16 protein-coding genes are annotated in these 14,950 nt (G+C 72.9%); 8 read left to right on the top strand and 8 right to left on the bottom strand.

The annotated features are described in order from the left end of the window. The gene (pspAB, locus tag ACFQZ6_RS09710) at positions 1-597 is read left to right on the top strand and encodes a PspA-associated protein PspAB (RefSeq protein ID WP_381606687.1); all 597 of its coding nucleotides are present in this window, start codon (positions 1-3) and stop codon (positions 595-597) included. 44 nt (positions 598-641) lie between these two features. Here pspAB and ACFQZ6_RS09715 read toward each other — a convergent pair whose 3' ends face one another. Beyond that, positions 642-917: a hypothetical protein gene (locus tag ACFQZ6_RS09715; RefSeq protein WP_381606689.1), complete on the bottom strand. Its 276-nt coding sequence runs from the start codon at positions 915-917 to the stop codon at positions 642-644. A 148-nt stretch (positions 918-1,065) separates the two neighbouring features. On the opposite strand from ACFQZ6_RS09715, the gene ACFQZ6_RS09720 reads away from it, so the two are divergent. Then, on the top strand, positions 1,066-2,244 hold the full coding sequence (locus ACFQZ6_RS09720) for a winged helix DNA-binding domain-containing protein (RefSeq protein WP_381606691.1): 1,179 nt from the start codon (positions 1,066-1,068) through the stop codon (positions 2,242-2,244). A gap of 54 nt (positions 2,245-2,298) precedes the next feature. Here ACFQZ6_RS09720 and ACFQZ6_RS09725 read toward each other — a convergent pair whose 3' ends face one another. The 5 genes from ACFQZ6_RS09725 to ACFQZ6_RS09745 all read right to left on the bottom strand — a co-directional run bounded on the left by ACFQZ6_RS09725 (position 2,299) and on the right by ACFQZ6_RS09745 (position 6,533). Beyond that, complete coding sequence (locus ACFQZ6_RS09725) at positions 2,299-2,607, bottom strand: hypothetical protein (RefSeq protein ID WP_381606693.1); 309 nt, start codon at positions 2,605-2,607, stop codon at positions 2,299-2,301. Positions 2,608-2,819: 212 nt separating this feature from the next. Beyond that, on the bottom strand, positions 2,820-3,815 hold the full coding sequence (locus tag ACFQZ6_RS09730; protein WP_381606695.1) for an SDR family oxidoreductase: 996 nt from the start codon (positions 3,813-3,815) through the stop codon (positions 2,820-2,822). 142 nt (positions 3,816-3,957) lie between these two features. Next, positions 3,958-4,986: a glutamine synthetase gene (glnII, locus tag ACFQZ6_RS09735; protein ID WP_381606697.1), complete on the bottom strand. Its 1,029-nt coding sequence runs from the start codon at positions 4,984-4,986 to the stop codon at positions 3,958-3,960. Between the two features lie 375 nt (positions 4,987-5,361). Further along, positions 5,362-6,048, bottom strand: coding sequence for a hypothetical protein (locus tag ACFQZ6_RS09740; RefSeq protein ID WP_381606699.1), 687 nt, complete (start codon positions 6,046-6,048; stop codon positions 5,362-5,364). Positions 6,049-6,167: 119 nt separating this feature from the next. Further along, a complete protein-coding gene (locus ACFQZ6_RS09745) occupies positions 6,168-6,533 on the bottom strand; it encodes an arsenate reductase family protein (RefSeq protein WP_381606700.1) in 366 nt (121 codons plus the stop codon). Positions 6,534-6,766: 233 nt separating this feature from the next. Here ACFQZ6_RS09745 and ACFQZ6_RS09750 point away from each other — a divergent pair, with 233 nt between their 5' ends. After that, positions 6,767-8,314: a DUF1996 domain-containing protein gene (locus ACFQZ6_RS09750; protein ID WP_381606701.1), complete on the top strand. Its 1,548-nt coding sequence runs from the start codon at positions 6,767-6,769 to the stop codon at positions 8,312-8,314. Between the two features lie 56 nt (positions 8,315-8,370). On the opposite strand, the gene ACFQZ6_RS09755 is transcribed toward ACFQZ6_RS09750, so the two are convergent. Next, positions 8,371-8,829, bottom strand: a complete 459-nt coding sequence (locus ACFQZ6_RS09755) for a hypothetical protein (protein WP_381606703.1) — start codon at positions 8,827-8,829, stop codon at positions 8,371-8,373. A gap of 105 nt (positions 8,830-8,934) precedes the next feature. Here ACFQZ6_RS09755 and ACFQZ6_RS09760 point away from each other — a divergent pair, with 105 nt between their 5' ends. The 5 genes from ACFQZ6_RS09760 (at position 8,935) to ACFQZ6_RS09780 (ending at position 14,584) form a co-directional block, all read left to right on the top strand. Next, positions 8,935-9,456: a tetratricopeptide repeat protein gene (locus ACFQZ6_RS09760; RefSeq protein ID WP_381606705.1), complete on the top strand. Its 522-nt coding sequence runs from the start codon at positions 8,935-8,937 to the stop codon at positions 9,454-9,456. 294 nt (positions 9,457-9,750) lie between these two features. Beyond that, entirely contained in the window at positions 9,751-10,704 is a 954-nt protein-coding gene (locus tag ACFQZ6_RS09765) for an IS481 family transposase (protein WP_381606707.1), read from the top strand. A gap of 69 nt (positions 10,705-10,773) precedes the next feature. Further along, complete coding sequence (locus ACFQZ6_RS09770; protein ID WP_381606709.1) at positions 10,774-12,687, top strand: hypothetical protein; 1,914 nt, start codon at positions 10,774-10,776, stop codon at positions 12,685-12,687. Positions 12,688-12,792: 105 nt separating this feature from the next. Then, positions 12,793-13,827: a PDR/VanB family oxidoreductase gene (locus tag ACFQZ6_RS09775; RefSeq protein WP_381618187.1), complete on the top strand. Its 1,035-nt coding sequence runs from the start codon at positions 12,793-12,795 to the stop codon at positions 13,825-13,827. A 67-nt stretch (positions 13,828-13,894) separates the two neighbouring features. Further along, complete coding sequence (locus tag ACFQZ6_RS09780) at positions 13,895-14,584, top strand: TetR/AcrR family transcriptional regulator (protein ID WP_381606710.1); 690 nt, start codon at positions 13,895-13,897, stop codon at positions 14,582-14,584. Here ACFQZ6_RS09780 and ACFQZ6_RS09785 read toward each other — a convergent pair. Next, complete coding sequence (locus ACFQZ6_RS09785) at positions 14,581-14,940, bottom strand: 5-carboxymethyl-2-hydroxymuconate Delta-isomerase (protein ID WP_381606712.1); 360 nt, start codon at positions 14,938-14,940, stop codon at positions 14,581-14,583. The genes ACFQZ6_RS09780 and ACFQZ6_RS09785 overlap by 4 nt on opposite strands. Positions 14,941-14,950: the final 10 nt, after the last annotated feature.

A 14,950-nucleotide genomic window follows, 5' to 3' on the forward strand; every position in this document is an offset into this window, starting at 1 on the left:
ATGGGGCGGCTGATCGATATCCTGCTGGGCCGTACCAGGCCCGTCGCGCCCGATCTCGACCAGCTCTTCGCGCTGCCGTCGGCCGCCGTGACCCTCCAGGCCGCGGCCTTGCTCACCCCGACCGGGCACGGCGCGGTGTGCTTCGCCACGGTGGAGGGCGCCGCCTTCGAGCAGGTGCACCGCGAGGTGCGGGCCCTGCTCGACGCGGACGCCGACCGCCGGGGCGCGCCGGTGGAGCTGGCGCGGGACGACTACGGCTACTCGTGGCTGGTCTCACGCCGTTCCCCCGAGGAGCTGCCGCAGCTCGTCAACGACCTGCACGCCGTGAACAGCTCCCTGGAGGCCAACGGCTTCGGTCCGCAGTTGCTCTGTTCCCTCGTGGGTTTCCAGGACGGCGACGGCGACCGCCGTCTCGCCCTGGTCTACCTCTACAAACGCGGCACGTTCTACCCGTTCGCGCCGCTGCCCGGCGGCTCCGGGCAACGGCGACGCGACCACGCGCTGGAACTCCAGGCGAAGGCCGCCCTCGCGGACGACCTGCGCGTCGAACAGGACCTGGGCCGCTGGTTCCCCCTCTGGGGCGCCCCCGGCCTGTGACCCGTCACCGGCCCGTACGATCCATCACCGGCCGATACCTTCCGTCACCGGCCGCTGCGCTCCCGCTGCTGGCGACGCGCCTCGAACGGCCGCTCCCTGCGGTACCGCCGTTCCCAGCGCGCCTGCTGGTCACGCCGCTTGCGGTACGCCTGGTAGGTGCCGGGCATTCCGCCCGCCGACGGAGGTCCCGTCTTGGCGTCCTCGCTCCGCCCGTACTTCACGTACACGTAGAGCAGCGCCGCCGCGCCGAGCCAGTACATGTGGTTCCCGATTCCCAGGACGCCCAGGACGGCCGCCCCCGATAACACGACTGCGTTCACAACTGGCCTCCCCCTGAGATGAGTTGGGCGATTGGTGTCCCTGAGGGTAGCGCTGGGGGCGTGGAATGGCGCAGCTCTATTTGTCAGTGGGGGGCGGCAGGATGGGGACAGGAGACGCGGACGACGGACGGTGGAGGCGGGTGTGGCGGTGGCTGACGGACCCTACGTCGGGGTGGGCGAGCGGCGGGCGCGGCTGGTGCGGCGGCAGTGGGTGGGCGTACGCGGCGGGAGCCCGGAGGAGGTGGCCGGGGGGCTGGTGGCCCTGCACGGCACCGACCCGGCGACCGTGTACCTGGCGCTGGGCGCGCGGCTCGCGGAGCCCGGGAAGACGGTCGCGGAGACCGAGCGGGCGCTGTACGAGGACCGGACGCTGGTGCGGATGCACGGGATGCGGCACACCGTGTTCGTGTTCCCGGCCGAGCTGACCGCCGTCGTGCACGCGTCGACCGGTCTCGCCGTCGCCGCCCGGGAGCGGGCCTCGCTGCTGAAGGACATGGCGAAGGCCGGGGCGCCGGACGCGGCGTGGCTGGCGGAGGTGGAGGCGTCGACGCTGGCCGCGCTTGCCCGGCGCGGGCAGGCGACGGCGGCGGAGCTGGCGCGGGACGAGCCCCGGCTGAAGGAGCGGTTCACGCACTCGGCGGGCAAGAGCTACGAGGGCGTGCACACCGTCTCCACCCGGCTGCTGCGGGTGCTCGGGGTGGAGGGGAAGGTGGTCCGCGGGCGCCCGCTCGGGTCCTGGACGTCGAGCCAGTTCCGCTGGGCGCTGGCGCCCGCGCACCCCGAGCTGGACGCCGCCGAGGCGCAGGCCGAGCTGCTGCGGCGCTGGCTGGGCGCGTGCGGGCCCGCCACCGAGGACGACCTGAAGTGGTGGACGGGGTGGCCGGTGACCGCGGTGCGGCGGGCGCTCGGCGCCATCGGGGCGGAGCGTGTGGTGGTGGACGAGGGGCCCGCGTACGTGGTGGCCGGGGACGCCGAGACCGTCAGCGGCGGCGCCCCGCCCTCGGCCGCGCTGCTGCCCGCCCTCGATCCGACCGCCATGGGGTGGCGCAACCGTGACGGGTTCCTGGACCCCGAGATACGTCCCGCCCTGTTCGACCGCAGCGGCAACGTCGGGCCCACGGTGTGGTGGGAGGGGCGGATCGTGGGCGGCTGGGCGCAGCGGCCGGACGGTGAGGTCGTCTGGCGGGTGCTCGACCGCGCGGGCGTCGGCCGGGACGCCGAGGCCGCGATCGCCGCGGAGGCGGAGCGGCTGCGGGCCTGGGTGGGCGAGACCAGGGTCACGCCGCGGTTCCGGACGCCGCTGGAGCGGGAGTTGGCGGCGGGGTAGGGAGCGGCGCCGGGTGCCCGCCCCGCACCGGACGCGGGTGCGGGGCGGGCTCGTTCAGCGGCTGTAGCGGATCAGGGCGCGCACCATGTGGCACGTCGTGTCCGACGGCGGGTGTACGCCGATCAGCGCCGCGGTGCTGCGGATCTTCTCGTTGCGCGCCTGGTTCGGCACGTAGACGCCCGAGTCGAGCAGGGCGATCGCCAGACGCATGGCCTTCAGTCGGCGGTTGTGCGTGATGTACCACTCGCGGGGTCGGCCCGGCGGCAGCGGGCGCTTCTCCACGGGCGCGTACGGCAGGTCGAGCTGGACGGGACGCCTCGCGGTGGACTGGGTGGGCAACGGCTTGAGGGCGGCAGCGGGCACAGGCAACCTCCTGTCGCGGGCAGAGCCCCGGCGGGGGCGCAGGCCCCGCCGGAACTCTCGAACACTGCTTACAGTCTACTGCCCACCACTGACAATCGCCGATGCCTGAGCCCACCTCAAATCCGCTGGTGAACGGCGGAATTGACGGTGTTTCGAGGCGGGCTCCTGAGGCTCACGCAGCCCGCTGTGAATTCGAACAGAGCGATCGTCCGTCAACCGCCGAGCACCTTCGCCTCCACCTCGGGGTCCAGCCCCACCGGCGGCCGGTCGGGGCGCTGCGGGGCGGTGCCTCCGATGCTCCGCAGCCAGTCCCAGGTGTCGGCGACCGTCTCCGTCACGGGACGGCAGCGCAGGCCCGCCGCGACGGCCCGGGAGACGTCCGCCCCGTGCACGGCGCCGTGCAGCTCGCTGGCCGGAGGCACCCACACCGGGAGCTGCGTCCAGGGCTCGATGCCCGCCGCCAGTACGGCCTCCGGGTCGGTCCAGCGCAGCTCGGCCGCCCCGCCCGTCGCCTCCGCGCAGGCGTCGAGGAGGGCGCCCATCGTGGTGTGGCCCGGCGGACTGACCAGGTTGTACGGCCCGCTCCGCGCCCCCGCCACCGCGTCCAGCGTCCACTCCGCCAGGTCGCGGACGTCGACGTACTGGAGCGGCAGGTCACGCGGGCCCGGCGCGAGCACGGGGCCGCCGCGGGCCGTCCGGTTCAGCCACCACGGCAGTCGGCCGATGTTCTCGTACGGCCCGAGGATCAGCCCGCAGCGCACCAGCAGCGACCGGTCCGCGCCGAAGGCGTCCAGCGCGGCCAGCTCACCGCCGCGCTTGTCCCGCGCGTACGCGGTGGCGTCGGCGTCGGCGGAGGCGCCCTCGACCAGCGGCGCGTCCTCGGTGTACCCGGCGGTCGGCGGCCAGGCGTACACCGAGCAGCTCGACACGTAGGCGTACCGCCCCGCCCGGTCCCGCAGCAGCCGGGCCGCGTCCCGCACCGCGCGCGGCGCCGCCGACCAGGTGTCGACCACGGCGTCCCAGGTGCCGCCCCGGGCGAGGGCGGCCAGTCCGTCCGGGTCGGTGCGGTCACCGTGCAGCGACCGCACCCCGGCGGGCGGCAGGTGCCGTCCCCGGTGGAACACGGTCACGTCCCAGCCGCGCGCCAGCGCCGCCTCCACCACGGCCCGCCCCACGAACTCCGTACCGCCCAGCGTCAGTAGCCTCATGCCGGTGATGCTGCCTGGTCGGGCCACGTACGCGGTACCCCCGTCTGCCGTCAGCAGACGCCCTCCCCCACGACGCGAGGCGCCCACCGGACCGGTGGACGCCTCGCGCGGAAGTCGCGGAAGTCGCGGAAGTCGGGGTGGATCAGACCTGACCGGCCTTCTCCAGCGCCGAGCAGCAGGTGTCGACGAGGAGGCGGGTCACCACGTACGGGTCGACGTTGGCGTTGGGGCGGCGGTCCTCGATGTAGCCCTTGCCGTCCTTCTCGACCTGCCACGGGATGCGCACCGAGGCACCGCGGTTGGAGACGCCGTAGGAGTACTCGTTCCACGGGGCGGTCTCGTGCAGGCCGGTGAGGCGGTCGTCGATGCCCGCGCCGTAGTTCTTGACGTGGTCGAGCGGCTTGGAGCCCTCACCGAGCGACTCGCACGCGGTGATGATCGCGTCGTAGCCCTCACGCATCGCCTTGGTGGAGAAGTTGGTGTGCGCGCCCGCGCCGTTCCAGTCGCCCTTGACCGGCTTGGGGTCGAGGGTGGCGGAGACGCCGAAGTCCTCGGCGGTGCGGTAGAGCAGCCAGCGGGCCACCCAGAGCTGGTCGGAGACCTCCAGCGGCGCCAGCGGGCCGACCTGGAACTCCCACTGGCCGGGCATGACCTCGGCGTTGATGCCGGAGATGCCCAGGCCCGCCTTGAGGCAGTTCTCCAGGTGCGCCTCGACGACGTCACGGCCGAAGATCTCGTCGGCGCCGACACCGCAGTAGTAGCCGCCCTGCGGGGCGGGGAAGCCGCCCTCGGGGAAGCCCAGCGGGCGGGAGCCGTCGAAGAAGGTGTACTCCTGCTCGATGCCGAAGATCGGCTCCTGGGCGGCGAACTTCTCCGCGACCTCGGCCAGCGCGGCGCGCGTGTTGGAGGAGTGCGGGGTCATGTCCGTGTTGAGGACCTCGCACAGCACCAGGATGTCGTCGCCGCCGCGGATCGGGTCCGGGCAGGAGAAGACCGGCTTGAGCACGCGGTCCGAGGCGTGGCCCTCGGCCTGGTTGGTGGAGGACCCGTCGAAGCCCCAGATCGGCAGCTCGGCACCCTTGGCTGAGTCGGCCAGTATCTTCGTCTTGGAACGGAGCTTGGCCGTCGGCTCGGTGCCGTCGATCCAGATGTACTCAGCCTTGAAGGTCACGGGCCACTTCCTTCGGGGTGGGTCTGGGCGCGCTTGCAGGTGTCGCGGCGCTGCGGCACTGGGGCGCCGCGCTCATGTGCCCGGCAGCCTGTCAACAGGCGATTTCCCGATCATTGCCCGTTTGTGAACCCCGTGTTACCTGGTGGTCGTGTGGCCGACCTCACGCCGTGAGGCGGGGCGTCGTACACCGCCTCCCGCCGACAGCCGCCGACCGGCACCCGTGCCGGGACGGCCGTACGACGGCTCGTACCGCTCGTATGCGATGGGAATACGGCGCCGGGGACCGGGGAGGGCGCACGGCGAGGTGGGGCGCGGCGAGGCGGAGCGCGGCGAGGTGGAGCCCCCCGACACCACCTCGCCGCGCCGTCGTGTTCCTCAGCCCACCTTCTCGATGACCGCCCGGCGGATGAGGAACTTGCCGGGTTCGCGGACCTGCTCGAAGGCCGCGTCGTTCAGCAGCACACAACTGCCGGAGACCGAGGTGACCTGCACGGTCGTGGACCTGCCGTTGTCCAGGTTGGTCACCTTCAGCTTCGTCCCGGCCGGGAACTGGTTGCTGGACGCGGCGGGCGCGCCGCCCTCGCCGGAGAGGGTGACGGTGGAGCCGTTGCACACCTGCTGACCGGCGGGCGCCGCGGGCTCCGCGGGTGCGGCGGGCGCTGCGGACCCGGCGGGCGCTGCGGACTCCGCGGGCGCCGCGGCCTGGGGGTCCTGAGCCGACCCCCCGATCGCCTCGCCCGCCACGCACCCGGACGCCTCCTGCTTGCGCTCGATCTCGGCGACGACCGCCTCGCGGTTGGCGATCCGCGCCGCCGACTGCGCGTCCGGGTTGGTCCGCTGGTCCGCGATGAACCGCTGGTTGTTGCCGAGGGCGGTGGCCAGCCCCTGGCAGACGGTGGAGTCGGCGGCGGACTGGGCGGCGTTCGAGGTGCTCGCCAGGGCGAAGGCACCGCCCCCGGCCACCGCCGCCGCGGTCACCAGCAGCGAGATCTTCTTCCTCGTGCTGAGTCTTCTGAGTTTCCTGGGATTTCTGGGATTCCTGGGATTTCTCCTACGCGACATGCGCGCCTCCTGAAGAGAGGTCGGGGAGCGTACGCCGCTATGTACGAGATCTCGAACGAGGTTACTCAGTGGTCACGGCGACGTACGCACGTAACCTGCGTCACACCCGCCCCACTGGATCACCGCTGCCGCGACAACGCCTCGCGCACCGCCTCCTCCGTCCGGCCCACCACCGCCGTACCGTCGTCCGCGGTGATGATCGGCCGCTGGATCAGCTTGGGGTGCTCGGCGAGTGCCGCGATCCACCGGTCCCGCGCCTCCGCGTCCCGGGGCCACCGCCCGATGCCGAGTTCCTTGGCGGCGGCCTCCTGGGTGCGGGTGATGTCCCACGGTTCCAGGCCCAGGCGGGCGAGCACCTCCCTGATCTCGTCCTCGCCCGGCACCTCCTCCAGGTAGCGGCGGACGGTGTACTCGGCCCCCTCGGCGTCGAGCAGGCTGACGGCGGCGCGGCACTTGGAACAGGCCGGGTTGATCCAGATCTCCATGCGGCCCACGGTACGTCCGACGGGCCACCGGAGCCGCCACCGCCCGCACCCGATCAACAACTCCCCGTATGAATACGGCAGTTGAAACACGAGTGACCCACGAATCCCCCGGCAATTTCCGCGACGGCTGAACACCGGTGGGACCGCCTCCGTATGGGAGTGCGCCGCTTCACTCCTGTCGGGCGCCTCGCTGCCCCGCAAGGGATGCCCCGCAAGGAAGTCAGAGGAGTTCCATGGGACGCAACACGAGAAAACGCCGTACGCCGCTGGCCACCAAGGCCATAGCCGCATCGGCGGCCCTAGCGCTCGGTGGGGGCGGGCTGGTCTGGGCGAACTTCTACGCCTCGGCGCACGAGTCGAACAAGGCGGAGACCCGGGCCGGGACGACGGGCGCGCAGATCGCCACGATCTCCTGTCCGGACGTCGGCGAACGGCTGCGGAAGGTGCCGCGGCGGGCGCGCAACGGTGTCGCCAGGGAGCTGGCGAACCTCGACAAGCAGATCACCGAGGCGTACGCCCGGCTCGCGTCGACGCGCCAGGCGCAGCAGGGCGACCCCGCCTTCGTGCAGAACGCCATCCTCGGTCCGCTGAAGTCCAAGCGCACCGCCACCATCGACCGCATCGGCATCAACGTCCGCCGCGCGGGCGGCTACACGCCGAAGTGGCTGGGCAAGCTCGCCGAGTGCAAGGGCATGGGCGGCGACGAGGTCACCGACGGTGGCGGCCAGACGCCACCGGAGAGCCAGCCGCCGAGCCAGGACCCGAGCGCGGAGCCCAGCCAGGGCGACGGCGGTGGCGGTGGAGACGGCGGCGGTGGCGACGGCGGTCAGGTCGGCGACAACGGCAACGGCGCCGCTGGCCCCTTCGCGGACGACTTCGTCGACATCACCACCGTCGAGCCCAACACCCCGCCGTCGAACGGCAACGGCTTCGCGGCCAACGGCGACTCCGGGTCGCAGGGCTCGTTCACCACGGTCTGCGGCGTGAACGAGAACAACAAGTTCAACACCGACAACCTGATCGTCGCCCCGGGTGTCGACAACGGCGCCCACCACCTCCACGACTACGTGGGCAACCAGGGCAACGACGCCTTCGCGAGCGACGAGGACCTGGCGAACGCCGACACCTCCTGCCAGAACCAGGCGGACAAGTCGACGTACTACTGGCCGGTGATCCGCGTCCAGGACGGCACCCAGGAGTTCGACGCCGGTGAGCTGGGCGGTGGCCTCGAAGGCAACGTCGGCCGGGTGGTGAAGGCCAGCCAGGCCGAGATCCGCTTCGTCGGCAGCAAGCAGGGCGACGTCGTCGCGATGCCGAAGTTCCTGCGCATCATCACCGGCGCCGCCAACGCCTTCACCAACGGCGACGCGAACGCCAACGCGGCGTGGAGCTGCACCGGCTTCGAGGACCGCCAGCTACGCGACAAGTACCCGATCTGCCCGCAGGGCAGCCAGGTAGTGCGCACGGCCAACTTCCAGAGCTGCTGGGACGGCCAGAACATCGACAGCGCCAACCACCGCGACCACGTGGCCTTCGTCCAGGAGGACGGCAGTTGCCCGGAGGGCTTCCAGGCCATCCCGCAGCTCCAGGTCCGGCTGGTGTACGACGTCCCGGCGCCGACCATCGAGAACGGGCAGGTCCGGGCGCCGTTCGCGGTGGACGGCTTCCCGGAGCAGCTCCACAAGCCGATCACCGACCACAACGACTTCATCAACGTCATGGACGAGGACCTGATGAACCGGGTGGTGGAGTGCATCAACACGGGTGAGGACTGCGAGTAGTACCGGGAAGGGGGCGGCGGGAGACACCACACCTCCCGCCGCCCCCTTCGGCGTGCTCAGCCTGCGTGCCCCCCGTGCCCACCGGAATGACCGGCACTGGAGTGACCGGCGCCAGAATGATCGGCACCGGAGTGATCGGCGCCGACCTCGATGTCCCCGCCCAGCGTGGCCCGCAGCCGCGTCACCACGTCCTCGTGCCCGACGGCGAGCCACTTCCGCCCGACGAGGTAGTAACCGCCGTAGTCCTTGGCCTCGTTGATCCACTCCCGCTGCCCCCGGTCGGTGGCGAAGGTCAGCAGGACGTACTTGTCGGCCGCCCCCTCGCAGAGCGCCTGCCGCAACTCGTCGGCATCGATCTGGATGTCCGGCTCGCACCGCGCCTCGGCGGCCAGGTGCTCCAGGCTGCCGCTCGCCGTCTCCGGTACGGCGTCCTCGTCGCCGTCGGCGCCGCAGCCCACGAGCGCCAGTGCCAGCGCGGCGCCGCCCAGGGCGAGCATCGGTCGGGTCAGCCTCATCTGTTCCTCCGGGTCCAGTGCGGGAACGCACACGCGTGCCGCACTTCGATACGGGCGCCGGGCACCGCCTGCTCAATGCCGGGCCGGGTGTGCGAGGGTGCCCCGATGGACCAGAACCCCTTGACCGACCAGAGCTGGGACGCCCGCGTGGCCGCGGCATGGACCGCCTTCGACGCCGACCCGGACGCCTGGGACGCCGCCGACTTCCGCGCCACCATCGACGCGCTCGCCGCCGAACTCCCCGCCGACAGCCCGCTGGCCCCCTTCGAGCGGGCCTGCGCCTGGGACTCGACGGGCCACTCGGACCGCGCCGTACCCCTCTACCGCGAGGCCCTGTCCCGCGGCCTGGACGGCTACCGGGGCCGCCGCGCCAAGATCCAGCTCTCCAGCTCCCTCCGCAACACCGGCCACGCGGAGGAGGCCGTCGCCCTCCTCACCCCCGAACTGGACGCCCCCTCCGACGAGCTGGACGACGCCGTACGCGCCACCCTGGCCCTGTGTCTGTCCACCCTCGGCCGCGACCGCGAGGGCCTCGCCCTGGCCCTGGCCGCCCTGGCCCCACACCTGCCCCGCTACCAGCGCTCGATGGCGAACTACGCGCGCCTGCTGGTCGAGCCGGACCACTAGGGCGTGTTGCGAAAGTCCCGTCGTCCGCCCGGAGGGCGGGCCGAGCGGCGTCCGGTGCGTGCTCTCGGCGTGCCGGGCGGAAGCCCTCGTACTGGTTGTACGTGGGCTTTCGTCCGGTGCGGCGAGAGTGCGTGCCGGGCGTCGGGCGGCAGGCGGGACTTTCGCAACACGCCCTAGGTGTTCTGTCCACGGAGGTTGGCGACAGCGATCACTGATGTGTGATCTTGAAATGGGTGAGGGCCTTCTGGCTCGGTGTGGATTGCGAGATCTGCACCGGCGACCAGAGAGGCCCTCGTGCCCCACCGTAATGCACCCCTGACCGAGACCGGACGACTGCGCCTGGCCCGCTGCATCGTGGACGACCACTGGCCCCTGCGGCGGGCCGCGGAACGCTTCCAAGTCTCCGTGAGCACCGCCAAGCGATGGGCCGACCGCTACCGGCAGCACGGCGAGGCGGGCATGGCCGACCGGTCCAGCCGCCCGCACACCAGCCCACGGCGGACCCCGACCCGCACCGAGCGGCGGATCATCAAGGTCCGTGTGCTGCGCCGCTGGGGACCTGCGCGGATCGCGGGCCTGCTGCGGCTGGTTCCTTCCACCGTCCACCGGGTGCTCACCCGCTTCGGCCTGGCCCGCCTCACGCACCTGGACCGGGCCACCGGCCACGTCATACGCCGCTACGAACGGGAACGTCCCGGCGAGCTGGTGCATGTGGACATCAAGAAGCTCGGCAACATCCCCGACGGCGGCGGCCACAAGGTCCTGGGGCGCCAGGCGGGCCGAAGGAGGCGTTGCGGGGCTGGCTACAGCTACCTGCACACCGCCGTCGACGACCACTCCCGCCTGGCCTACAGCGAAATCCTCACTGACGAGAGGAAGGAAACCGCCGTCGCCTTCTGGGGGCGGGCGCAGGCGTTCTTCGCCTCGTGCGGGGTCACCGTCGAGCGCGTGCTGACCGACAACGGTTCCTGCTACAAGTCCCGTCTGTGGCGCGATGCCCTGGCCGCAGCCGGCATCACGCACAAGCGCACGCGCGCCTACCGGCCCCAGACCAACGGCAAGGTCGAACGGTTCAACCGCACCCTGCTCGACGAATGGGCCTATGCCCGCCCCTACCGCTCGGAACAGGAACGACGCGACGCCTTCCCCAACTGGCTGCACACCTACAATCACCACCGCGGACACACCGCGCTGAGAGGTCAGCCACCCGCCAGCCGCGTTCCCAACCTCACGGGCCAATACACCTAGGCGCCACCCGGGAGTAGGCGCCCGGCGGTCCTCGGGTGACCAACCGCCCCCTCGTTCGTTGCGCTGGGCGTGCAGTCACAGGATGTCGCCCCGCGCCCCGCCCCCGCCGACCCGGTCGTCGATGTCGAGCAGGCCGAGGCCGCGCTCGTCGAGCACTACCCGCGGCTGGTCAGGCTCGCCTATCTGGTGTTGCCGCCCCGGCTGGGGCGCAATCGGCGGGTGCTCACCGCGCACGCGCTGGTGCAGCGCGCGCTGCCCCGGGGGCGGACGCCCGCGCCGGTGATCCCGGCCCAGTCCAGCGGCCGGGACGGCGACCCGGGGTACGCCTTCGTGCGGCTGCGGGTGCTGCGTACGGCGCTGGAGGCGGGGCTGCCGCGGACGTTCCGGGCGTGGCCCAAGCGGGCGCAACTGCCGATGCCGCTCCCCCAGGTCTGGGGGCTCCGGCTCTTCCCGCGCTCCGGCGGCGCCGACGAACTCGCCCTCGACCAGCAACTGTCGGCGCTGGACTCCCCCGCGCGGGCCGCGTACGTGCTGCGCGGTCTGGAGAAGCTGCCGGACGGCGACGTACGGGCGGTCCTCACCGACGCGGGCGTCAGCGACGCCGACGCCGCGCTGCGGGAGGCGGACGGGGTACCGGCGCGGTACGCGCTGCTTGAGTCGCCGGAGTTCGACCCCTGCTCGCTCCAGGCGCGGCCCACCGACCTGATGCGCCGCCGCCAGCACCTGAAGGCCGCGCTCGCCGCCGCTGCCGCCGTCGCCGTGTGCGGGGCGCTGCTCGGACTGCCGGGCGACGGCTGGGCCCCGGACGGCGCCGCCGCCCCGCCGTACGCCCGCAACCCGGCCGCGCAGGCCGCCCTCGACCCCGGCCAGCTCACCCGGGTCGCGCCGAGCGCGTGGCGTACGTCGGCGCGCACCGACTTCTCCGTGTGGCCCGCCCGCGGCGCCCTCACCGGCGACAAGGCCCTGCTGCGCCGCGCCCTCGCCGTCTGGGCCCGCCCCGGCGAGACGGTCCAGGTCTCCGCCACCCCCGGCACCCCGTCCGGCGGCCCCTCCGGACCGCCCCAACTGCTGTACGCGGGCGAGGTGGACGCCGCCCGGGTGGTGATCCTCTACGACGGTCTGCGGATCGTCCGGTACGCCGAGCCGAAGGACGGCACGACCGGTGCCGCGCTCGACCTCGCCCGGGTCGACGGCGCGACGCGGGCCGACGCGGGCGCGGTGGTCCTCGCGCGCGCCGACGGCAACGTCCGCTATCTGACGGCGCCGTGGGTGACCGGCGCGGCCGAGCGTGACCTGCTGAAGCCGGGCTCCGGCGCGATGGACCTCACCCTGGCCGACGGTGTCACCTCACCGCTGGCCAGCCCGGCGGCCCGGAGCGGCGCCTGCGCCTCGTGGAACGCGCTGGAGCTGACCGACGCCTCCGGCACCCGGGTGACCACCGACCTCGGTGAGCTGGTGCCCGCCCGGCTGACCACCGGCCACCCCGGTGCGACGCACGACGCGAGCGGCGCGGAGGAGCTGCGCTCCTGGGCGCCGTACGCCTGCTCGCTGGGGGCGGTGCGCGGGAGCGGGGTGCGGTCGGTGAACGCCTGGCGGTTCACCGAGCAGCCGCTGCCCGACGCGAGCGGCTCGGCGGCGTGGGTGTGCACGCGCGCCGACACCTGGCGGGGCGGCGGGGCGCGGGTGCTGGCGCAGTTCCGCACGCCGGGCGGCCGGTACGGGGCGGTGGCGGCGCAGGCCCAGGACAGTCCGGCGTGCGGGGCGCGCGATCCGCACGTGCTGGCCGGGGTGCTGTGGAAGTCGACGGCGGGTGACTGGTACCTGCTGGCGGCCGGTGACCGGGACACCGTGTCCGTGCGGGCGAAGGGCGGCATCCAGGCGTCCGCGCGCGGCCACCTGCTGACCGCCGAGGCGGAGGCGGGCGCCCGGGCCGAGCTGACGGGGGCCCTGACGGACGGGCGGACGGTGGAAGGGCTGAGCTGAGCACCGGCGAAGCCAGCGCTCCTGAGGGTTTCCCCCGTCCTTACTCGTCAGTATGCTGACAGCTCGTCTAACAAGTCTTGGTGAGCAGGGAGCCCTCCGATGCCGATGCCGAAGCTGCCGATACCGAAGCTGGGGACGGCGGTCGCGGCCGTCACCGTCACCGCGCTGTGCGTACGACGGGCACGCCGACGCCGCCACCCCGCCACGCCCGCGTCCCGCCCCACCGCCCCCCGGACGCCGTCCCTCCTCGTGACCGCCCACGAGGAGATCGCGGACGGCGTCGTCCAACTCCGCCTGGAAGGCCACGACCTGCCGCGCTGGGAGCCCGGCGCGCACCTCGAACTGGTCCTGCCCTCCGGCCTGGTGCGGCCGTACTCCCTCTGCGGCAACCCCGAGGACACCTCCTCCTACACCGTCGCCACCCGCCTCGTCCCGGACGGCCGGGGCGGCTCGCGCGAGGTGCACGAGCAGGTGCGGGAGGGGATGGAGCTGGAGGTGCGCGGGCCGCGCAACCGGTTCCCGCTGGTCGCGGCCGACGCGTACGTCTTCGTCGCCGGGGGCATCGGCATCACCCCCCTCCTGCCCATGCTGCGGGCGCTGCCCGAAGGCGCCGACTGGCGGCTGCTGTACGGCGGTCGGAGCCGGGCCTCGATGCCGTTCCTGGAGGAGGTCGAGAAGCTCGGCGCCGCCGCGGGCGGCGGCCGGGTCACCGTCGTCGCCGAGGACGAGGACGGGCGCCCCGACCTGGACGCCTTCCTCGCGGACGTCCCCGCCGAAGCCGCCGTCTACTGCTGCGGGCCGGAGGGGCTGATGGCCGCCGTCGAGGAGCGCGTGCCGTCCGTACGCACGGAGCGGTTCACGCCACGCGCCGCCAGCGGCGGGGAGTTCGAGGTCGAACTGCGCCGCAGCGGCCGGACCCTCACCGTCCCCGCCGACACCAGCGTGCTGACCGCCGTCCGCACCGAACTGCCCGAGACCCTCTCCTCCTGTGAACAGGGCTGGTGCGGAACGTGCCAACAGCGCGTCCTGGAGGGCGAGGTGGACCACCGCGACGAACTGCTGACGGACGGGGAACGCGCGGACTCGATGCTGATCTGCGTCTCCCGGGCGAGGAGTGATCGACTCGTGTTGGACATGTGAGGAAACTGTGGGCATGACTGGTCGATCCGGTCCGTTGGGGGCCGGAACCGATCGGTAAGGTGTGCCCATGACTACCGGGGTGCGTCGCAGGATGGGAGTCGAGGAGCGTCGGCAGCAGTTGATCGGCGTCGCCCTCGATCTGTTCAGCCGTCGGTCCCCGGACGAGGTCTCCATCGACGAGATAGCGTCGGCCGCCGGGATCTCGCGGCCGTTGGTCTACCACTACTTCCCCGGCAAACTCAGCCTGTACGAGGCCGCGTTGCAGCGGGCCGCGGACGATCTCGCGGGGCGGTTCAGGGAACCGCACGAGGGGCCGTTGGGGGCGCGACTGCTGCGGGTGATGCGGCGGTACTTCGACTTCGTCGACGACCACGGGCCGGGGTTCTCGGCGCTGATGCGCGGTGGTCCGGCCGTCGGTTCGTCGACGACCAACGCGCTCATCGACTCCGTACGGCAGGCCGCCTACGAGCAGATCCTGGCGCATCTCGGGGTCGAGGCGCCGTCCGCGCGGCTTGAGCTGGTGATCCGGTCGTGGATCTCGCTGGCCGAGTCGACGGCGCTGATCTGGCTGGACGGGCGGCGGATTCCGCGCGGTGAGCTGGAGGCGCAGCTCGTCCACGACTTCGCCGCGCTGGCCGCCGTCAGCGCCGCCTACGACGAGGAGATGACGGCGGTCCTGCGGCGCGTGCTCAAGGACGAGCCGGGCGACGGGCCCTTCGGGGACCTCGCCGCCCGGTTGATCTCCCTGGCGTCCTAACCGGCCACCACGGCCTTCTGGTACGACGCGTCCAGTTCCCGCACCTCGGCCGACAGGTGCAGGGTGACTCCCTCGACCGGCTCCACGTACTCGCGGAGCAGTTCCACCACGGCCTCGGTGAGCCGTGCCTTCGTCTCCTCGGTGCGGCCGGGGAGCAGGGCGAGGGAGACGTTCACGATCGCGTGGCCCTCCGCCTCCGCGCCGACCGCCTCGTCCTCGGTGCGCAGGACGCGGGTCTTGCACGCCTCGACGCGGGCCGCCGCCGTCTCCACGACCACCGGGTGCAGCGCGAGCGCGAACCGCTCCCAGTCGACGTGGTCGAGGCGCGGGGAGCGTTCGACGGTGATCTGCGGCATGGGGGCTCCT

Source organism: Streptomyces flavalbus (assembly GCF_042674625.1).
Classification (GTDB): Bacteria; Actinomycetota; Actinomycetes; order Streptomycetales; family Streptomycetaceae; genus Streptomyces; species Streptomyces flavalbus.